Below are 22,059 nucleotides of genomic sequence, written 5' to 3'. Positions count from 1 at the left end.
CTAACAGCGACAAAATCATTTGGTGTGAGATTTTGAGGACTTTGACTTAGAAAGTAGCTAGTGGGCTTTGTCGGTGAATATTGTAGTAGCCGATGACGTGAGGACGCGTTAAGTCAAAATGAGATAGAGAATAAACTCTAATTCAGGTGGTACCGCGATAATTTCGCCCTGAACATACAGTAATGTGTGTTCAGGGCTTTTTTAATGAACAACAATGAAAAAGAGTGATTAAAAAATAAGGAGTGAAGGTTATGCGAGAAATTGATATGCCTGGAAAGTATAATCCAACAGCTGTTGAGGCTGGACGTTATGATAAGTGGGTCCAAGAAAAACGATTTAAGCCATCAGGAAATAAGAAAGCACGTCCTTATTCGATCGTCATCCCACCACCAAATGTAACTGGTAAGCTGCACCTAGGCCACGCTTGGGATACAACGTTACAGGATATGATTATTCGCCAGAAGCGTATGCAAGGATTTGATACATTGTGGTTACCTGGTATGGATCATGCTGGGATTGCAACGCAAGCGAAGGTTGAACAACGTTTAGCAGAAGATGGCATTTCACGTTATGATTTAGGCCGTGAAAAATTTGTTGAGCAAGTTTGGGACTGGAAAAACGAATATGCAGCTACGATTAAGTCACAGTGGGGCAAGCTAGGATTGTCACTCGACTATGACCGTGAACGCTTTACTTTGGATGAAGGATTGTCAGAAGCAGTTCGAAAAGTGTTTGTGACGCTTTATGAAAAAGGCTTGATTTATCGTGGTGAATACATCATTAACTGGGATCCAAAGGCACGGACAGCCTTGTCAGATATCGAAGTTATTCACCAAGACGATGAAGGTGCTTTTTATCATGTGCAATATCCATTTGTGGATAAAGAGACAACCTATCAAGGTAAGCACTACATTGAAATTGCAACAACGCGTCCAGAGACTATGTTTGGGGATGTGGCTGTTGCTGTACATCCATCAGATGAACGGTATAAAGCATTAGTTGGTAAAAAAGTACTTGTACCATTAGTTAATCGGGAAGTTCCTATTGTCGCTGATGAGTATGTTGATCCCGAATTTGGTTCAGGAATGGTTAAAATTACACCTGCACATGATCCAAATGATTTTGGCGTTGGTAATCGTCATAATTTGGAACGTATCAACACGATGAATGAAGATGCAACAATGAATGAACGTGCAGGTAAGTATGTTGGTATGGATCGCTTTGATGCACGTAAAGCAATGGTTGCCGATCTAGAAGCTGGCGGCTGGATGCTATCAGTTGAACCAATCGTGCATGCGGTTGGTCATTCTGAACGTACTGGTGTCCAGGTAGAATCACGTTTATCAACACAATGGTTTGTTAAAATGAAGCCACTGGCTGAACAAGCTTTGGCTATGCAAAAGTCAGATGACCGCGTTGATTTTTATCCACCACGTTTCGAAGGGACTTTCACACGTTGGATGGATGATATTCATGATTGGGTTATTTCACGTCAACTTTGGTGGGGACATCAAATTCCAGCTTGGTACCATAAAGAAACTGGTGAAATGTATGTTGGTATGGAAGCACCAGCGGATGCTGAAAATTGGGAGCAAGACTCGGATGTTCTTGATACGTGGTTCTCATCAGCGCTTTGGCCATTTTCAACGATGGGTTGGCCAGATACAGACGCAGAGGACTTTAAGCGTTATTTCCCAACAGATACACTTGTGACTGGATATGACATTATTTTCTTCTGGGTTGCACGTATGATGTTCCAATCAAAGGAATTTACTGGTCGTCGGCCATTCAAGAACGTTTTGATTCATGGATTGATTCGAGATGAGCAAGGTCGTAAGATGTCAAAGTCGTTGGGAAATGGTATTGACCCAATGGATGTGATTGAAAAGTATGGTGCGGATGCCTTGCGCTGGTTCTTAGCAACTGGTTCAACTCCTGGACAAGATGTGCGTTTCTCATATACAAAGATGGATTCAGCTTGGAATTTCATTAATAAGATATGGAATGCTTCTCGTTATGTGCTAATGAATTTATCAGATGATACAAAGGCAGAATTACCAGCCGACCGGACAAAGTTATCATTGGCTGATCAATGGATCCTGTCACGCTTGAATGCAACAATTGCTGCTGTAACGAAGAATTTTGATAAGTTTGAATTTGGTGAAGCAGGTCGTGCACTTTACAACTTTATCTGGAATGATTTTGCTGATTGGTATATCGAAATGACTAAGGAGACGTTAAACGGGGATGATGCTGATGCACAAACAACCGTACAATCTATCCTTGCTTATGTACTAGATAATACGTTACGTTTGCTACACCCAATCATGCCTTTCGTAACTGAAGCAATTTGGCAAGAAATGCCACACGAAGGTGAGACGATTGTGACGGCGACATACCCAACAGTTGATGAAACGTTGGCAAATCAACAAGCTGAAACAGATTTTAATAGTTTGATTGACTTAATCAAAGCAGTTCGTACAATTCGTACAGAAGCAAATGCACCAATGTCAACAACTATTGATGTCTTGATTAAAACAGCTGATGAGAATTTACAGCGTATCTTCAAGGAAAATGAAGACTATATTAATCGTTTTGTAAAGCCAAAGAATTTGCAAATTTCAGCTGATATTATTGCACCCGATCTAGCCATGACACAAATTATTTCTGGTGCTGAAATTTATGTACCATTAGCAGAGCTGATCGATTTGGATGAAGAAATTGCCCGTTTGCAAGATGAGGTAAAGAAGTTCCAAGGCGAAGTAAAGCGTGCTACTGGTAAATTAAGTAATGAAAAATTTGTTAACAATGCGCCTGAACAGGTTGTCACTGCAGAACGTGAAAAGTTAGCGGATTGGGAGAACAAGCTACAAGCAACACAAGATCGTTTACGACAATTACAAGATGCAAAAGCATAGTTAATAGGTACTTGCGATTAAATTATTTAAGTGTATAATTTAATATATTGTGAATAACGAATTTAAGCGGTTCGTCGTTACAATGCAGTAAATTACACAAACAGAAGCGCCATCTACCATGTAGACGGCGTTTTTGTTTATCTTTGAATAAAATGGGGCTCATAATGGTAAAAATTGAAACGGTTAAGGATGCAATTAACTATATCCATGGTCGGCATAAATGGTCCAAAACACCAACGTTCGAACGCTTGAATAGCATTCTTGCCTATTTAGGACATCCTGAAAAACAATTGCAGTATGTTCATGTAACAGGTACAAATGGTAAGGGATCGACAAGTAAAATGATTGCACAGCTCTTGCGGGCAAGTGGGTTAAAAGTGGGCTTATTTACTTCACCTTACATTTTAAAATTTAATGAGCGAATTCAAGATGATCAAGGTAATATAAAAGACGATGATTTGCTGCACTTAGTACAAAAATTAGCGCCTATTATTGACGAATTTGATAAACAACTCACTACTGGTCTCACTGAGTTTGAAACATTAACGGTATTAATGTTTATGTATTTTTCAGAACATCCCGTGGATGTGGTGGTCTTAGAAGTTGGTGTTGGGGGTACATGGGACTCAACAACGGTTATTCCAGATAAAATTGCCGCGGTCATTACAACGGTTGGCCTAGATCATATGCATGTTCTGGGGAATACTATTGCACAAATTGCTACGCAAAAGGCCGGTATTATTCAAAGACAACGTCCGGTGGTCATCGGTCGTTTACCTGAGGAAGCCAACCATGTACTTGATACTGTTGCCACAGCTATGGGAGCACCAATATACCGGCTCGGAGAACAGTTTGATGTGACAGCATTACCCAATATTGGTGAACGGGGAGAAAGATTTCAAATAACTGGCACAATCAACTATCAAAATTTGTTTGTCGATTTAATCGGGCGCTATCAAATTGACAATGCTGCAGTCGCCATTCAGACAGCCCAAATTGTTTGTGAGCACTTTGATCGCTCATTAACAGAGACGATCATTATGTCAGCGTTGAAAACGGTCACTTGGCCAGTTCGTTTTGAAAAAATTGCAAATGACCCAGAAATTATTTTGGATGGGGCGCATAATGAACCGGGAGTCAAAGCATTAGTAGAAACACTTCGGACACGTTTTAGCACGCGAACAATCCATGTTTTATTTGGTGCATTGTCTGATAAAAATTATCCCAAAATGTTACAACTATTGAATGAGCTGCCCAATGTTGATTTACATATTGTCGGATTCCAAGGACCTAATAATCGTGAACCGATAGACCCCAAGAATCTAGCGAAAGATAAGATAATGAATGACATCACTTTGCATAAAAACTGGCAAACAGGTTACGAAACGGTGACATCACAGATGCATGCAGACGATTTGATTTTGTTCACAGGATCTTTGTATTTTGTCTCTGAAGTACGACAAGCATTTTCAATATTAGACTGAAGTTTTTTTGAAAACTGGCACCTTACTGATTGTTTTGGTACAGTAGACTGAGAAATGAGATGGGGCAGGAATGGAAGATTTATGCCTAAGATGGAGTGATAAATATGATTATTTTGCAAGCAAGTAATGTTGCACGTCGTTTTAACGGCGTCACATTTTTTGATAATATTTCGATGCAAGTTCAAAATAAGGCGCGGGTTGGTTTGGTTGGACGTAATGGGGCAGGAAAATCAACTTTATTAAAGATGCTGATTGGTGAAACGACACCTGATGAAGGTGAAGTGTCAATGAAAAAAGGCATTCGGTTAGCTTATCTAGCACAAAATTCTGGATTGGATTCTGACCTGTCAGTTTACAATGAAATGTTAACAGCATTTGCTGATGTTATTGCATTGGAAGAACGAATGCGACAAATGGAAACGCAAATGGCCACATTAACAGATTATGCAAGTGATGCATACAAAGAATTGTTGGCGGCCTATGATCAAGCACAACATGATTTTAATGAAAAGAATGGTTACGGCTATGATGCGACTATTCGGTCAGTGTTACATGGCTTTGGCTTTGATGAAACATTTTATGATCAAAAAATAGCTGCCTTATCTGGCGGTCAACGGACACGCTTAGCTATTGCGAAACAATTATTGGAAACCCCTGATCTACTGATTTTAGATGAACCAACGAATCATTTGGATATGCAAACGCTAGCGTGGCTCGAGCAATATCTAAAAAACTATCAGGGGGCCTTGTTGATTGTCTCTCATGATCGCTATTTCTTAGATCGTGTGGTAACTGAGATTTATGATATGCATTCTGGTCAATTAGATCACTATAAAGGAAATTATAGTGAATTTATGGCACAGAAGGCGGCTAAGATACTACAAGAACAGAAAGCTTACGATAAGCAACAAGCTGAGATCGCCAAACTAGAGGATTTTGTGAAACGTAATATTGTGCGTGCTTCAACGACGAAACGAGCACAATCACGACGCAAGCAGTTGGCACGGATGAATCGCATCGAAGCGCCTAAAAATGAATCTGGCGTTGCACATATTCAATTTATGGCTGATGAAGATTCTGGTAATGAGGTGCTAAGAGTTAATGATGTGAAATTAGGTTATGACATGACACATGTTTTGGCTGAAAACGTAAATGTTGCCGTAGATAAGCAGCATGCGGTTGCTTTGGTTGGACCAAATGGTGTTGGTAAATCAACCTTTATCAAGACTGTTTTAGGGAAATTACCATTATTAGCGGGGCAAATAAAACTAGGAGCAAATGTTACAGTTGGTTATTATGATCAAGAGCAACAGACGCTTGATAGTAAAAAATCAGTTATCGATACGATTTGGGATGAACACCCCAAAATGGCTGAGAAGGATGTACGATCAATATTGGGATCGTTTATGTTTTCTGGTGAAGCAGTAGAAAAGTTAGTCGCCGCACTATCTGGTGGTGAACGAGCCCGCCTTTTGCTGACTAAACTGGCACTAGAGCACGCTAACTTTTTGATTCTTGACGAGCCAACCAATCATTTAGATATAGATTCACGAGAAGTATTGGAAACAGCATTGAATGAGTATAATGGGACTATTTTCTTTGTGTCTCATGATCGATATTTCATTAATGAAGTGGCAACTGAAGTGGTTGAATTGTCACCATCAGGTACACGCTTTTTTGATGGTGATTATGATTACTATCTTGAAAAAACTGCTGGCGAGAATGAAACAAAAGCGGATACCACACAGCAAACAACAATTGATGAATCATCAGATGTGCAACAAAAGACGCTATCAAGGGCAGCTTTAAAAGATCAGCAACGAGAGCAACGGCGGTTAGAACGAGCTGTTACAGCATTAGAAGATAAAATGGCAGCTCTTACTGATGAACGTGATACGTTAAATGTTGCCTTGAATGATCCTGAAAATGGGTCTGATTTAGCGAAATTAACAGAACTCTCAGAGAGAATAGCAGACCTCGATGCCCCATTAACAGAAATTGAGGATCAATGGACTGAAGCAAGCATTGCTTTAGAAACATTTATAGCGGAAAAATAAATCTTGAACATAAAGACTCAAAATCTTTCTCAATTTTGGAAGATTTTGGGTCTTTATGCGTCTTTTAACTTAATTTACTAAGATTCAAGCCAGTTTTAACAAATGTTTGCAAATAATAGGTAATGTGTTATTATTAATAGTGTTGATTAGCACTTTAACTCAAAGAGTGCTAATAAAAGAAAAAATAACCTGTGGAGGTCAGATAACATGTTGAAACCATTAGGAGATCGTGTTGTATTGCAAGTATCAGAAGCACCTGAGCAATCAGTTGGGGGAATTTTGTTAGCTTCTAATGCACAAGAAAAGTCAGTTACAGGAAAAGTAGTCGCTGTTTCTACACAAACAGTTGGCGACTTGACAGCACCAGCCGCTGTAAAAGAAGGCGATAGTGTTATTTTTGATAAGTTTGCTGGTACCGAAATTAGTGTTGACGGTGTTGATTATTTGGTTGTTCACGAAAAAGATATCGTGGCAGTGTTGTAATTTAAATAATTAATAAAATAGAGGGTAGTAAATATGGCAAAAGATATTGAATTTTCAGAAAATGCACGTGCAAAAATGCAAGCAGGTGTTGATAAGCTTGCCGATACAGTAAAAACAACAATTGGTCCTAAGGGACGCAATGTTGTTATCGAGCAAAGCTATGGTGCGCCTACAATTACAAATGATGGTGTGACAATTGCTAAGGCTGTTGAATTAGAGGATCACTTTGAAGACATGGGGGCTAAGTTAGTCGCTGAAGTTGCTTCAAAGACAAATGATATTGCTGGTGATGGTACAACAACGGCTACGGTTTTGGCACAAGCCATTATTAATGAAGGTATGAAGAACGTTACTGCAGGAGCTAATCCAGTTGGCGTTCGTCGTGGTGTTGAATTGGCAACTGAAGCCGCTGTCAAGTCATTGCATGAGATGTCAAAGACTGTTTCAACGAAGGAAGAGATTACGCAAATTGCATCTATCTCTGCTGCTAATCCAGAAGTTGGTAAGTTAATTGCTGAAGCAATGGAAAAGGTTGGCAATGACGGTGTCATCACGATTGAAGAATCAAAGGGTATTGAAACAACACTAGACGTCGTTGAAGGAATGCAATTTGATCGTGGTTATATGTCACAATACATGGTAACTGACAATGATAAGATGGAAGCATCATTGGATAATCCATATATTTTGATTACAGATAAGAAGATTGGTAATATCCAAGAAATCTTACCATTGCTACAAAGTGTTGTTGAGCAAGGTCGTGCTTTGTTGATCATTGCTGATGACATTACTGGCGAAGCTTTGCCAACACTTGTTTTGAACAAGATGCGTGGTACATTTAATGTTGTTGCTGTTAAGGCACCTGGCTTTGGTGACCGTCGTAAGGCACAACTTGAAGATATCGCCATTCTAACAGGTGGAACAGTAATTACTGATGACTTGGGATTGAGTTTGAAAGATACAACTGTTGACCAATTAGGACAAGCAGCAAAGGTTACTGTGACAAAAGATAATACAACAATTGTTGAAGGTAATGGTAATTCTGCAACGATTAGTGAACGTGTTGAAACCATTAAGGGTCAAATTGCTGAGACAACCTCTGATTTCGATCGTGAAAAGTTGCAAGAACGTCTTGCTAAGTTAGCTGGTGGCGTTGCTGTTGTTAATGTCGGTGCTGCAACTGAAACTGAGCTTAAAGAGAGGAAGTACCGTATTGAAGATGCATTGAATGCAACTCGTGCTGCGGTTGAAGAAGGCTTCGTTTCAGGTGGTGGAACTGCCTTGGTTAATGCTATCCCTGCCGTTGCTGCACTTTCAGAAGATGGTGATGTACAAACTGGTATTAATATTGTTAAACGTGCCTTAGAAGAGCCAGTTCGTCAAATTGCAGAAAATGCTGGTGTTGAAGGTTCAGTAATTGTTAACCAATTGAAGAACGAAAAGGTTGGCATTGGATACAATGCGGCAACTGGTGAATGGGCTGATATGATCAAAGCGGGTATTGTTGATCCAACTAAGGTGACACGTTCTGCTTTGCAAAATGCTGCCTCTGTATCTGCATTATTGTTAACGACTGAAGCAGTTATCGCTGAGCAACCAAAGAATGATTCAGATGTGCAAATGCCAGCTCAAGGTGGTATGCCAGGAATGATGTAAACTGGTCTAGGTCTAAGAAGGCTACACACAGTTTGACGTAAAATGGTAATGACTTTATGTAAGTCGTTACCATTTTTTTATGTCATAAAAAAGTAAAATAAAAAGGATATAAAAAGATAGACAATCGATTGGCAGAGAACTAAAATAGACCCTTGTAGAAATAGACCATTATGATTAAGATTATTCTTAACTTCTACTGGAAAAATTCATTTATTGAGGAGCAGAAACATGTGGCCACTATTTAAAAGGTTTTTAATTGGTAAGCCGTTAAAAACTTTAGACGAAGGTGCTCGTCATCTTAGTCGAACAAAAGCGTTGGCTCTGTTATCATCAGATGCTTTGTCATCTGTTGCATATGGAACGGAACAAATTATTACGGTACTTGTGGCTGTTGGTGGTGTCGCAACACTATGGCTACAGCTACCAGTTGTGGCATTAGTGTTAGTCCTTTTAGGGGCAATTACGCTATCATATCGCCAAATTATCCATGCATATCCAACTGGAGGTGGTGCTTATCTAGTTACCTCTAAAAATTGGGGACGTAATGCAGGTCTGGTAGCTGGTGGGTCTTTGTTAGTTGATTATATGTTGACCGTCGCTGTCTCGGTTGCATCTGGAACTGAGGCGATCATATCTGCTATTCCAGCATTGCATCCATATAATGTCGCAATTGGTGTTATTATCATTCTTGCCTTAACTGGGATTAACCTACGTGGTTTACGCGAATCTGCAGGTGCCTTGATGGTACCGGTTTATCTCTTCATTGTTGTGATGGTAGTTATGATTGTTTGGGGATTAGTTAATATTTTGACTGGACATGTTAACTATCAACCAACCATTACTGGGCATGTTGCAACAGGCAGTGCTTCGATTTTATTGTTCTTAAAGGCATTCTCGAGCGGGTCATCGTCTTTGACCGGAGTTGAAGCAATTTCGAATGCTGTACCGAATTTTAAGGAACCAAAGCCTAGAAATGCATCGATCACACTGGTCATTATGGCGACTATTTTGGCATTCTTCTTGGTCGGGGTTACATTTTTATCATTTACTTATGGTATTAAGCCTGATGCACATGTGACTGTATTGGCACAAATTGGTCAACAAGTATTTGGTCATGGCGTTCTCTTTTATGTATTACAAATTGCTACCGCATTAATTTTGGCTGTAGCGGCTAATACAGGATTTTCAGCCTTCCCACAGTTAGCTTACAATCTGGCACGAGACAAATTTATGCCACATAGCTATATGGATAAAGGGGATCGACTTGGATATTCAAATGGTATTATGTCACTAGCTCTAGGTGCGATTGTGCTGCTAGTTATTTTTAATGGATCGACTGAGGCATTGATTCCATTATATGCTGTGGGTGTGTTCGTCCCATTTACATTGTCACAATCAGGGATGATTATTCACTGGTGGCGCGAACGCGATGGTCATTGGCTAATGAAGTCATTGATTAATTTTGTTGGGGCCTTAATATCAGCCGTGTTGGTCGTGACCCTATTTGCCTTGCACTTTAACTCAGTTTGGCCATATTTGATTATTATGCCAATTCTATTGCGAATGTTTTGGGTTATTAATCGTCATTATAAGTTGGTGGCTAAGCAATTACGTGTGCTGTCGCAAGAACCAATAAAGCGGAGTCATTATGATGGGGCGACTGTTATTGTGTTAGTATCAAATTTGACACGAGCAACAGCTGATGCGGTTGATTATGCAAAATCAATTGGTGATAAAGTGTTAGCGATGCACGTCTCGTTTGATTCAAACCCACAAAAGGAGCATCGCCTAGGTGTTGAATTTAAGCGTGAGTTTCCTGAGGTACGGTATGTTGATATTCATTCGTCTTATCGTTCAATTACTAAACCCGCCATGCGGTTTGTTGATGAAATTGCTAAGGGTTCAAAAGAACGAAATCACTCTTTAACAATTTTGATCCCACAATTTGTGCCACACCATAGTTGGCAAAATGCGTTACACAATCAAAATAGTTTGAAATTACGTACAGCACTAGCATCTCGCGATATCACCGTGTCAACTTATTATTTCCATTTGAAAGAGTAGTAAAGTATAAATAATAAAACATATTGGTTTTTAACCCATAAATCTTTGGGTGAAAGAACTAGTATGTTTTTTATTTTATATGGTTGTGTTAATCTAAATTAGACTAAAATAATAAGAGAAAGGATCAAAACATGGAATATACGATTGATGATGTTCGTGAGGAATTAAAAATGATTCGATCACGTGTACATGCAGGAACATTGTTTGATTCGTTAGGAAGTGAAATTGGTCGGTTGCTTGACCAATTCGATTACGATACGCCAACTGATGTTGCACAATTATCAACTAATGAAGCGACAGAAATTAAGCAACGGGTCTTAGATTGGCAGCAAATACTTTACGCAGGACAACCAGTTGCTATTAGTAATCAGGATGTTTTGGACCTACTGAATAGCTTGCGCCAAACTGACCCAGCAATCCGTGATAAAGGAGCTTTTTTCTTTATTAGTGACGGGTTACAAAATAACGTATTTAAACCAAATCAATTATTATTAATGGTTCGCTATTTATTACAAGATAACGTGCTGTTTAATCACATCACTGAAATGGAAAATGACGGTGTCTTTTTTCGATCATTTAGTATCTTTATTTTATCAATGTTGCATTATGCAAACCGTAAGGGCAGCGTTCATTTTATCAGCGAAGAGGTTGAAGAGACGCTGTTATTAAATTTTGCAACTTACATTGCATTGGAGCATGATACAAGAGGATTTGTTGGTGAAAAGGGCTGGGCGCATGCTTTTATGCATATCGGTAATCTATTGGACGAACTAGCTCATGATGATAAGTTACCGCGCGCTGATAAAATATTTTTGTTGACTATTTTGGTTGAGAAATTAAAGCGTCTAGACACGCCCTTGATTATGGGGGAGAATCGTCGTTTGATTGGCTTTATTACCGAATTAGTAAATACGAATGATTTATATGCACAATACTTTTTGAAACAACTAAAGCAATGGCGACAAGAGATGACTCGCCAAATGCAGCCAGACTCTGAAAGTGATTGGCACCGTTTATATAATCAGCAACGTTTTCTACAAGGACTACTCATGCGAGAGAATCTACCACAAAAAATTTTGAATTATTTAAATGAATCTCGGAATTTTTTGGCATAGTGTTCCCAAAAACAGGAATTATATGTTATACTTAGGTTTCTAGACAAATCAGTTTGACAGACAAGGGAGATCAACCATTATGTCAGAAAAATTAAATATTGCAATGTTGTTTGGTGGTAACTCATCAGAGCACGATGTTTCAAAGCGTTCAGCTCATAATATTTATGATGCTATGGACAAGGAGAAATACAATGTCACAGTCTTTTTGATTTCAAAAGACGGTATTATGATTAATGCTGAAGACTCATGGCGTGTTTTCGAAGGCGAAGATGAGGATGAAATCGTAGCGGCAGCTAAGGAGAAGATGGACCTATCTAATCCGCTTGCACCAATTGCTGTTTTGGGGGAAATGGCCAATATTGATTTCTTCTACCCAGTTGTCCATGGAAACTTGGGTGAGGATGGAACACTACAAGCGCTATTCCGCTTGTTGAAAAAGCCTTACTTAGGACCTGGTATTGCAGCTTCAGCCATGTCATTTGATAAAGACTTGACGAAACGAATTTTGAACCAAGCTGGTGTGCGTAATACAAACTACGTACTATTAACTGATCAAAATTATCAAGATTACACTTACGACGAATTAGTTAAGGAACTGGATTCAGAAGTTTTGTTTGTTAAGGCAGCTAGTCAAGGTTCATCCGTTGGTGTGTCTCGTGTAACCAATGAAGATGAGTACAAGGCAGCCTTGAAGGATTCATTCCAATATGATTATAAAATCTTAGTGGAAGGTGCTCTTGATAAGCCTCGTGAGGTATTTATCTCAATCTTAGGTAACGAGAATCCACGTGCTTCACGCTTAGGTGGTATTGTACTACCAGAGGAAGATGTTTGGTACGATTACAACAATAAGTTTGTTGACGCTTCAGGTATGGTATTTGAGTTACCTGTTGAATTGGATCAAGCACTAACTGATGAAATTACCGATATGGCCTTGAGGGCTTACAAGGCTCTTGGATTAGTTGGATTGACACGTATGGACTTCATGATTGATAAGAATGGGGTGCCATACCTTGGTGAGCCTAACACATTACCTGGATTCACTAATATTTCATTGTATCCACAAATGTGGGAAGTTTCTGGCATTAGCTATACACATCTGATTGATGAACTAATTGCATATGGTATCGCTGAATTTGACCGTCAGAACAAGTTGTCATACGACTTTGTTTCTCTTGGCGAAGAACAAATGGGTGAAAAGAAGTATAATGCTGAAGTAGCTAAATAAGAAAATAAATAAACCACATCTCGATTGAGGTGTGGTTTATTTATTTTAAACACGATTGCAAACTGTAAAAAATTAAGGATTACTTTTTGTTGAAACGACAGTTGGCATCAGAAGTTATCAAGGGATTCCAGTAGCTGGGTTCTTTATAAAATCGTTCATTTAGCGTATACTTTATAATAAGATTAATAGTGGAAAAGGACAAAAAATGACGAATTCATTTACCCCAACATGGATGATTGATGCAATTTATTGTGTCACGCCAGAACAATTACGTCAGCATAATATTAAAGCTGTTTTAACAGATTTAGATAATACATTAGTGGCTTGGAATAATCCAGACGGCACGCAAGAACTTCATGATTGGTTGTTGGAAATGCAACAAGCAGAGATACCAGTGATGATTGTTTCAAATAATTCAGCAAGTCGTATCGCTCGAGTTGCTGATCCATTAAAGTTAAACTTTGTTTCTCGAGCCCTAAAGCCAATGACACGTGGTTTAAAAGAAGCAACAACAATTTTACAGTTACAACCCAGTGAGGTAGTGATGGTAGGAGATCAGTTATTAACGGATGTTTGGTCAGCCCATAATGCGGGGATACGAAGCATTTTAGTAAAGCCGTTGATTGAAACTGATCAATGGAATACAAAAATCAATCGCTTTTTTGAGAAAGGCGTGAAGCGCAATATGTTGAAGAATAACCCACAATTGCAATGGAGGAAAGAGCTTGATTAGTGAAGAGACTGTACGTCAGTATATTGATGAAGGATTACGGTGCATTGGCTGTGGTGCTCTGATTCAAACAGATAATAAAGATGAGATTGGCTACACCCCAATGTCAGCGCTTTTGAAGAGCTTTGAAAATGACGAGGTGTTTTGTCAACGATGCTTCCGTCTACGGCACTATAACGAAATTCAACCAGTTAATTTGACAGATGATGATTTTCGCCGTTTGCTGGAGCAAATTGCAGATACGGATTCACTTGTTGTGTATGTGATGGACGTTTTTGATTTTTCTGGCTCACTTATTCCAGGATTACATCGTTTTGTTGGTAATAATGACGTTTTGCTCGTTGGTAACAAGGTGGATGTCTTACCACGCTCTTTGAAACGAACAAAAATTAAAGATTGGATGAGACAGCAGGCTAATATTGCTGGTCTACGTCCAATTGATATTGCACTGACCTCAGGTAAGAATGGGGATGCCATTGCGAACCTACTTGATTTAATTGCCAAGTATCGTAAAGGTCGTTCGGTCTATGTAGTTGGTGTGACAAATGTTGGTAAATCAACCTTGATTAATCAAATTATCAAAGAAGTGACTGGTGATCGCACAGACGTTATCACCACATCACGATTCCCTGGTACGACACTTGATCGGATTGAGATTCCATTGGATGATGATAGTAACATTATTGATACACCAGGAATTATTCATCAAGACCAAATGGCACATTATCTCGGTGTTAAAGACCTGAAATATGTGTCACCACAAAAAGAAATTAAGCCAAAGACATTCCAATTAAACGCCGAGCAGACATTATTTATGGGAGCTCTTGCACGTTTTGATTATATTCAAGGTGATCGTACAGGTATTACTGCTTATTTTGAGAATAACTTGTTGATTCACCGAACTAAGCTCGCTAATGCGGATGCTTTCTATAACAAGCATGCGGGTGAATTATTAGCACCACCAACAACAGAAAACTTAGATAAATTGCCACCATTACAACGGCATGAATTTAAAACAACTGAAAAGACAGATATTGTGATTGATGGTTTGGGTTGGTTAACAGTACCAGCAAATACCGTAGTCGCAGGCTGGGCACCAAAGGGTGTTTCAGTATTAACACGAAGGGCAATGATTTAAAATGATATCAATACGCGGAAAACAAAAACGATATTTACGAGCAGCAGCACATGATATGCGACCACTATTTAGTGTGGGTAAGCAAGGTTTAACTGAAAATTGGCTAAATCAATTAGAAGATGCGATTAATAAGCGTGAACTTTTTAAGGTCAATATTCTAGCGAATTCTGATGTTGATACAACGGAATTGAAAGACTTTATTGAAAGTAATTCAAATATTCAAGTTGTCCAAACAATTGGACATACATTGGTATTGTTTGGTGAATCTCAAGAAAAGGAGAACCGTCACTATTCAGTGACTGTTCAAAAAATTTAAGAAATAATCAATGGGAGATGGCGTATGGTAACCACATTGAAAGAATTTGTTACGCAGGTTCAGGTAGAACCCGAATCTGCTGATAAAAAGAAAAAAATAGGGATTATCGGTGGTACTTTCAACCCGCCCCACGTTGGTCATCTCATCATTGCTGAGCAAGTTACAGATAAACTTGGCTTGGACAAGGTATATTTTATGCCAAATGCGAAGCCACCCCACATTGACACGAAAGAAGCCATTGATCCGATCGATCGTGCGCGCATGGTACAAGCAGCCATTGCGGGTAACAGTCATTTTGATATTGAGTTATTAGAAGTGCAACGTGGTGGAAAAAGTTATACGTATAATACAATGTTACAATTAACGATAGAACATCCTAACTATGATTATTATTTTATAATTGGTGGGGATGAGGTAGCGTATCTGAATACATGGTATCGGATTGATGATTTATTGCATTTAGTAAAGTTTGTGGGTGTCAATCGCCCTGGTCAATCACGGGAGTCAGTTTATCCCGTTTTATGGGTAGATGTGCCTAATTTAGCAATAAGTTCCACTGATATTCGGCAACGAATTACACATCATAAAAGTGTTCGCTACCTGGTACCTGATTTGGTCGCTGCGTATATTGTAGAAAATGGGTTGTATTTAAATGACAGATAAATTAGTTTATACAAAAAATATTTATAATGGTTCACGAGAAGAATTAATAAACGAAGTAAAAGCAGCTTTATCAGCTAAACGCTTTCAACATGTTTTACGTGTTGAAAAAATGGCAACAGAGTTAGCTGATTGTTGGCAAGTTGACGAGGAATTAGCTTCAATTGCAGCGCTGACACATGATTATGCAAAAGAGCGTTCAGATGCTGATTTTTTGGCCAAAATTAGTGAAAAAAAGTTGGATCCTAATTTGAATAATTGGGGCAATAATGTTTGGCATGGTGTGGTCGGCGCTGAAATGGTGAAAGATGAATTAGGCATTTACCATGAAGATATTTTAAATGCGATTCGTCAACATACCACTGGTGGATCGGCAATGACTAAATTGAGTCAAATTTTGTACATGGCTGATTATATTGAAGAGGCTCGTGATTTCCCAGGTGTCACTGAGGTACGTGCACTTGCATTTAAGGATTTGGGTGCTAGTGTTGGCTGGCAAACAGCACATACGCTGGCTTATCTTATGGGTAAGCAAGTAAGAATCTATCCTGGCACCTTACTAACGTACAATACATGGAGTGTTAAATAAAAAAATGACAAGTAATGTTAATGACATGTTGGCAGTAGCAGTAAAAGCAGCTGATAGCAAACGTGCAGAAGATTTAGTGGCATTAGATATTCATGAAATGAGCATCATTACTGATGATTATTTAATTTTGAGTGCCCCAACTGAGCGACAGGTTATCGCTATTGCTGATGAAATAATCGACAAGATGGCAGAAGCAGGCTTTGACCTAGTACGTCAAGAAGGACGTAGTGAAGGGCAGTGGGTGCTACTAGATTTTGGTGATTTAATTGTCCACGTGTTTAAGACGGAAACCCGTGAGTTTTATCGTCTCGAAAAAAATTGGCAAGCTGCTCCAGAAGTCGCAATTGATCAATGGATTATTAAGGAAGAGTTCTAATGAATTACCAAACATTCGCTAAATTATATGATGATTTATTTGATGAAGAAGCATATGCGGATTGGCAATCGTATGCACAAACACATATTCAATCAAAAGACGGCAAGCTCCTTGAATTAGCGGGTGGTGCTGGTCGTTTGGCCATTTTGTTAAAACAAAATGGTTTTAAGGATGTATCCGTATTTGATTTATCTCCTGAAATGCTGACATTGGCTGCTGAACATGCTGAAGCGGCTCAAATTGATTTACCTTTAATTCAAGGTGATATGCGTGAATGGTCGGATTTAAAACAAAAGTATGTAACAATTACTTCATTTGCAGATTCTTTGAATTATTTAGCGAATACACAAGAAGTGTTAGCAACGTTTAAGCAAGTTGCTAGTCACCTTGAACCTAATGGTCAATTCCTTTTTGATGTTATCTCGCCATGGCAGACGGATGTATATTATCCAGGTTATATGTATAATTGGCATGATGAAGAGACCGCATTTATGTGGTCATCATATGGTGTTGAAGGTAGTCAACATACAGTTGAGCATGAGTTGACTTTCTTTGTTTATAATGAAGATATTGATGGTTATCAACAAATTCAAGAAATTCATACTGAACGAACATATGATATTGAAACGTATCAACGGTTACTGAAAAAGGCAGGATTTAAAGATATCCAAATTTCAGCTGATTTTGGTAGAAGCGCAGTAACACCAGAGTCAGATCGCTGGTTTTTCAGTGCGATAAAAGCTTAAGTTAGGAAGATGTGTGATGACAGCAGTTGGTATTATTGCAGAATATAATCCGTTTCACAATGGGCATGCGTACCATTTGGCGCAAGCAAAATTGTTAACTGGTGCAAATACTGCTGTTGTCGTTATGTCGGGGAATTTTGTGCAGCGTGGGACACCAGCCATTTTTGATAAGTGGCAGCGCACAGCACTTGCGCTTGAAGGTGGTGCTGATGTTGTTTACGAATTGCCCTTTGCCTTTGCGGTACAACCCGCACATTTATTTGCGCGTGGTGCAATCCAACTACTAGCCGATGCCGGAGTTGATACAATTGTTTTTGGTGCAGAACATGCACAATTAGATTTTCTCTCTTTGGCAAAGCAAGCACATACTTTATTAATGAATAATGCAGCTTTTCAATCGGATTATACCCAAACCTATGCAACAGTATTCAATGATGTGTTAGCACAAGCAACGGGTGCACGTATTTCTGAACCCAATGACTTGCTTGGTTTTGCCTATGCAACAGCTGTTTTAGAACTTGGTTTAGCAAATAAAATCCAATTATTACCAATCCAGCGAATTGGGGCATCATATCATCAAACTAAAATAACTGACAGTCAAATTGCCAGTGCGACCGCTTTGCGAAGTCTTATGCAGCAACAAGTTTCTATAGAAGAGTATGGGGCGTTTGTTTCTAAAAAGGCAGCAAATTTGCTTAGCCAAGGTCAGCAAACAAAAGATTGGTCGACTGCTTGGTATTCGTTGTTGCAATACAAGGTATTAACCTCACCAGTTGAAGAGTTAGAACAAATTTATCAGCTGAACGATGGGTTAGCCAATCGCTTGAAAGAGCAAATAACTCGTCAAACAGATAGTAGTTATGAAACTTTTATGACAACCTTTAAGAGTAAACGATATACTTGGTCAAGATTGCAGCGAACGTTACTATATACGTTATTGAATGTTCAGCAGCAGGAGATGCAAACTGCTTTAGCACAGCCTTACTTGCGCTTATTGGGTGCTAGTAAAGCAGGTCGATTGTTTATTAAACAGCATCGAAAAGACGTATCATTGCCAGTTATTAATCGAGTGACCAGTGAGGATACGACGGGCATTTTGACATTGGATTATCGTGCCGGAAAGTTGTATGAATTAATGGCAAGACAGCCAGTACAACAAGCGATGGATACAGGTCGTATTCCGCTATTTAGTGAATAAGAAAGGAAACAAGTATATGAAGTGGCAATTTTCAGAATTACAAACTTATAAAGATGAACCACTACCTTTTAATGAAACGGTGACGCTTAAGGAAGACTTGTTAAGTAAATTTGGGGATGTGATCAAGGATATAACGCCAGTAACTGTTTCTGGTTTTGCACAATCCGAAGATGATGACGTCTTTATTCATGCGCATGTAACAGGAGAGCTGGTAACCCCTTCAACAAGATCATTGCAACCAGTTACATTGCCAATTGATTTGGATATTGATGAGATTTACATTCAAGATAAGCAACACGAAGATCGCTACAGTGATGAAGAATCAGTGATTTTAGTTGATGATGGTAAAATTAATTTTGATGAAGCCATCCTTGAATACATTGTCCTATCAATCCCACTACAAGTTTTGACTGATGAAGAGGCAAAAAACAATACAATGCCTGCTGGTAAAGATTGGTCAGTCATTTCAGAAGAAACGTATGAAAACCAAAAACAAGAAACCAAACAACAAAATACACCTTTGTCAGGTTTAGCTGATCTATTTAAAGATGATGAAAAATAAATCTTGGTAATTGTTTGTTGATAAACATATAATAGGGACAAGACCAGAGCAAATCGTGTTCTGGTCTTGTTTGTTAGAGAAAGGATTGCTTTAGAATGGCTAAATCAAAAACGACTCCGATGATGGCACAATACAACGAGATAAAAGCACAGTACCCTGATGCCTTCTTATTTTATCGTCTGGGAGATTTTTATGAGTTGTTTAATGAGGATGCAATTGTTGGATCACAAATTCTCGAATTAACATTAACACAACGCAATAAAAATTCTGCACAGCCGATCCCGATGGCAGGTGTGCCACACCATGCCGCCCAAAACTATATTGATATTTTAGTTGATAAGGGGTATAAAGTTGCTGTGGTTGAGCAGATGGAGAATCCAGCAGACGCAGAAGGAATGGTTAAGCGTGAAGTTGTGCAATTAGTTACGCCAGGAACGCGAATGAAGACCACAGCTGATGCGGCAAAGGAAAATAATTATTTAGTTGGGTTAGCAACAACGAAACCGGATGATTATGGGCTAGCTTATACTGATTTATCAACTGGTGAAATTAAGGCAACTGATTTACAAAGTGTTAATGGTATTTTAAATGAAATTAGTCGCTTAGAAACTAAAGAAGTTGTGACAGCCAATGAGTTACCTAGTGATTTACAAGCTAGTTTAACTAACTTGGGAATTCTGGTGTCTAAAATTGATCAACAAGCTAGTGAACATGCGGAGATTGCTTTTTTAACACAGCATTTGACAGAGACAGCGCAAAAAACAGCAGCTGAAACTTTGTTGCAATATTTGTTTGATACGCAAAAACGATCATTAGATCATTTGCAGCAAGCTAGCGCATATGAAGTGGCGCAATATTTAAAAATGGACCGACATTCACGTGCGAATTTAGAGTTAACTGTCAATTTGCGAACACAACAACGTTCAGGGACCTTGTTGTGGCTATTAGATGAAACCAAAACCGCAATGGGGGGACGGGCGCTTAAACAGTGGTTAGAGCAACCATTGTTGGATGCTGACATCTTAATGCAGCGTTACGACAAAATTGGCGAGTTAATTGAAGATTTCTTTGGACGTTCGGCATTACAAGAAGCTTTACAATCGGTATATGATTTAGAGCGATTAGCCGGTCGTGTTGCTTATGGTACAGCAAATGGTCGTGATTTATTACAATTACGCAACTCATTGCGTCAAGTTCCGGATATCCTAGCTATTTTAGCAGATCTTGATCCAGCAATTTTTGGTGAACTTCATTCACAAATCGATCCGGTAGCAGATATTGAAACGTTAATTAGTGAATCAATTACAGATGAACCACCAATTTCAGTAACTGATGGTGGCGTTATTCGTGCGGGGTATGACGAACAATTAGATAGTTATCGTGATATCATGACGAATGGTAAGAGTTGGTTAGCAGAGTTAGAAGCACATGAACGTGAAGAGACAGGCATAAATTCACTAAAAATTGGTTTTAATAAGGTTTTTGGTTATTATATTGAAGTAACAAAGGCTAATATTCCAAAGTTGGATCCAGAGAGATATACACGTAAGCAAACCTTGGTTAATGCTGAACGATTTATTACGCCAGAATTAAAAGAACGTGAACAAATGATTCTGGAAGCGGAATCAAAATCAAGTGAATTGGAATATCAGCTATTTACAAAGGTACGCCAAATTATTAAAGACAATATTCAACGGATTCAAACACTAGCGGCCAATTTAGCACAATTGGATGTGATCCAGTCTTTAGCAACAGTTGCTGAGAAATATCATTTTGTTCGACCAACTTTGACTGATGAACAAACCATTGCTATTAAAGATGGTCGACACCCAGTGGTTGAAAAGGTGTTAGGTCATCAATCTTATGTTGCTAATGATGTGGATATGCAACAGGATGATACAATTTTATTGATTACTGGTCCAAATATGTCTGGAAAGTCAACATATATGCGCCAATTAGCGCTAATTGTTGTGATGGCTCAAATCGGTTCATTTGTGCCAGCTAGTGAAGCAACGTTACCGATCTTTGACCAAATCTTTACGCGTATTGGTGCTGCAGATGATTTGATTTCAGGAAATTCTACGTTTATGGTTGAAATGTCTGAGGCAAATACAGCTTTACAGAACGCCACGAAACACTCTTTAATATTATTTGATGAATTAGGAAGAGGAACCGCAACCTATGACGGTATGGCGCTAGCGCAAGCTATTATTGAATATGTTCATCAACATACTCAAGCAAAGACCTTGTTCTCAACGCATTATCACGAATTGACAGCACTGGCTGATGAATTGACTGCGTTACGTAATGTACATGTTGGTGCAACCGAGGAGCATGGTGAATTAATTTTTTCACATAAGGTATTGCCCGGACCGGCTGATCAAAGTTATGGAATCAACGTCGCCAAGTTAGCTGGATTACCAGAAACATTAATTAAGCGTGCTGCTAAAATTTTAGCCAATTTAGAATCGCAGGATGTGTCGTTAAGAACTGCACCCATGCCGGTAACCCAATTAGCTGATACTGCCACGGCGATGGTAACGGATGATGAAAAAACATCACATGAGAAAAAATCAACGGATAATGCACAACTAGCTTTGTTTGATTTGCCTGATCCAATTGACCCTGAAACTAAACAAGTTGTTGATGAATTGAAAAACATTAATGTTGCAACTATGACGCCATTGGAGGCGTTGATGAAATTAAATGAGTGGCAGCAAACAGTACAATAAATGGGAG

The 22,059-nt window shown here is 38.9% G+C and carries 18 protein-coding genes and 1 other annotated feature (1 of these 19 only partly in view); all 18 genes read left to right on the top strand.

Features of this window, described 5'->3' with window-relative positions; genetic code table 11:
• Positions 1–174, top strand: a binding site (T-box leader) (it extends 36 nt beyond the left edge of the window).
• A gap of 77 nt (positions 175–251) precedes the next feature.
• The 18 genes from HMPREF0877_RS03045 (at position 252) to mutS (ending at position 22,052) form a co-directional block, all read left to right on the top strand.
• Positions 252–2,918 (top strand): valine--tRNA ligase, encoded by a 2,667-nt coding sequence (locus HMPREF0877_RS03045; protein ID WP_002827737.1) that lies wholly within the window; start codon positions 252–254, stop codon positions 2,916–2,918.
• 164 nt (positions 2,919–3,082) lie between these two features.
• Positions 3,083–4,402, top strand: coding sequence for a bifunctional folylpolyglutamate synthase/dihydrofolate synthase (locus HMPREF0877_RS03040; protein WP_040760476.1), 1,320 nt, complete (start codon positions 3,083–3,085; stop codon positions 4,400–4,402).
• Positions 4,403–4,506: 104 nt separating this feature from the next.
• Positions 4,507–6,459, top strand: coding sequence for an ABC-F family ATP-binding cassette domain-containing protein (locus tag HMPREF0877_RS03035; RefSeq protein ID WP_002827735.1), 1,953 nt, complete (start codon positions 4,507–4,509; stop codon positions 6,457–6,459).
• Positions 6,460–6,666: 207 nt separating this feature from the next.
• Positions 6,667–6,942, top strand: coding sequence for a co-chaperone GroES (locus tag HMPREF0877_RS03030; protein ID WP_002827734.1), 276 nt, complete (start codon positions 6,667–6,669; stop codon positions 6,940–6,942).
• A gap of 33 nt (positions 6,943–6,975) precedes the next feature.
• On the top strand, positions 6,976–8,598 hold the full coding sequence (groL, locus tag HMPREF0877_RS03025) for a chaperonin GroEL (protein ID WP_002827733.1): 1,623 nt from the start codon (positions 6,976–6,978) through the stop codon (positions 8,596–8,598).
• Between the two features lie 228 nt (positions 8,599–8,826).
• A complete protein-coding gene (locus HMPREF0877_RS03020) occupies positions 8,827–10,662 on the top strand; it encodes an APC family permease (RefSeq protein WP_002827732.1) in 1,836 nt (611 codons plus the stop codon).
• Positions 10,663–10,793: 131 nt separating this feature from the next.
• Complete coding sequence (locus HMPREF0877_RS03015; RefSeq protein WP_002827731.1) at positions 10,794–11,777, top strand: DUF2785 domain-containing protein; 984 nt, start codon at positions 10,794–10,796, stop codon at positions 11,775–11,777.
• Positions 11,778–11,856: 79 nt separating this feature from the next.
• A complete protein-coding gene (locus tag HMPREF0877_RS03010; protein WP_002827730.1) occupies positions 11,857–13,005 on the top strand; it encodes a D-alanine--D-alanine ligase family protein in 1,149 nt (382 codons plus the stop codon).
• Positions 13,006–13,210: 205 nt separating this feature from the next.
• The gene (locus HMPREF0877_RS03005; RefSeq protein WP_002827729.1) at positions 13,211–13,738 is read left to right on the top strand and encodes a YqeG family HAD IIIA-type phosphatase; all 528 of its coding nucleotides are present in this window, start codon (positions 13,211–13,213) and stop codon (positions 13,736–13,738) included.
• Positions 13,731–14,873 carry a ribosome biogenesis GTPase YqeH gene (gene yqeH, locus HMPREF0877_RS03000; RefSeq protein ID WP_002827728.1) on the top strand — a complete coding sequence of 381 codons (1,143 nt, stop codon included), beginning with the start codon at positions 13,731–13,733 and terminating at the stop codon, positions 14,871–14,873. Before HMPREF0877_RS03005 ends, yqeH begins: the two co-directional genes overlap by 8 nt.
• Before the next feature lies 1 nt (position 14,874).
• Positions 14,875–15,189 (top strand): ribosome assembly RNA-binding protein YhbY, encoded by a 315-nt coding sequence (gene yhbY / locus HMPREF0877_RS02995; protein ID WP_002827727.1) that lies wholly within the window; start codon positions 14,875–14,877, stop codon positions 15,187–15,189.
• 24 nt (positions 15,190–15,213) lie between these two features.
• On the top strand, positions 15,214–15,852 hold the full coding sequence (locus tag HMPREF0877_RS02990; RefSeq protein WP_002827726.1) for a nicotinate-nucleotide adenylyltransferase: 639 nt from the start codon (positions 15,214–15,216) through the stop codon (positions 15,850–15,852).
• Positions 15,842–16,438 carry a bis(5'-nucleosyl)-tetraphosphatase (symmetrical) YqeK gene (gene yqeK / locus HMPREF0877_RS02985; protein ID WP_002827725.1) on the top strand — a complete coding sequence of 199 codons (597 nt, stop codon included), beginning with the start codon at positions 15,842–15,844 and terminating at the stop codon, positions 16,436–16,438. Before HMPREF0877_RS02990 ends, yqeK begins: the two co-directional genes overlap by 11 nt.
• A 4-nt stretch (positions 16,439–16,442) precedes the next feature.
• Entirely contained in the window at positions 16,443–16,814 is a 372-nt protein-coding gene (gene rsfS / locus HMPREF0877_RS02980) for a ribosome silencing factor (protein WP_040760474.1), read from the top strand.
• Positions 16,814–17,560 (top strand): class I SAM-dependent DNA methyltransferase, encoded by a 747-nt coding sequence (locus HMPREF0877_RS02975; protein ID WP_002827723.1) that lies wholly within the window; start codon positions 16,814–16,816, stop codon positions 17,558–17,560. Before rsfS ends, HMPREF0877_RS02975 begins: the two co-directional genes overlap by 1 nt.
• A gap of 16 nt (positions 17,561–17,576) precedes the next feature.
• Positions 17,577–18,758 carry a nucleotidyltransferase gene (locus tag HMPREF0877_RS02970; RefSeq protein ID WP_002827722.1) on the top strand — a complete coding sequence of 394 codons (1,182 nt, stop codon included), beginning with the start codon at positions 17,577–17,579 and terminating at the stop codon, positions 18,756–18,758.
• Positions 18,759–18,774: 16 nt separating this feature from the next.
• On the top strand, positions 18,775–19,320 hold the full coding sequence (locus HMPREF0877_RS02965) for a YceD family protein (RefSeq protein ID WP_040760473.1): 546 nt from the start codon (positions 18,775–18,777) through the stop codon (positions 19,318–19,320).
• A 95-nt stretch (positions 19,321–19,415) separates the two neighbouring features.
• The gene (mutS, locus tag HMPREF0877_RS02960; protein WP_002827720.1) at positions 19,416–22,052 is read left to right on the top strand and encodes a DNA mismatch repair protein MutS; all 2,637 of its coding nucleotides are present in this window, start codon (positions 19,416–19,418) and stop codon (positions 22,050–22,052) included.
• The last annotated feature ends 7 nt before the right edge of the window (positions 22,053–22,059 follow it).

The organism is Weissella paramesenteroides ATCC 33313 (assembly GCF_000160575.1).
In the GTDB taxonomy this organism is placed as follows: domain Bacteria; phylum Bacillota; class Bacilli; order Lactobacillales; family Lactobacillaceae; genus Weissella; species Weissella paramesenteroides.
This window is presented reverse-complemented; position numbering and strand designations above follow the sequence as displayed.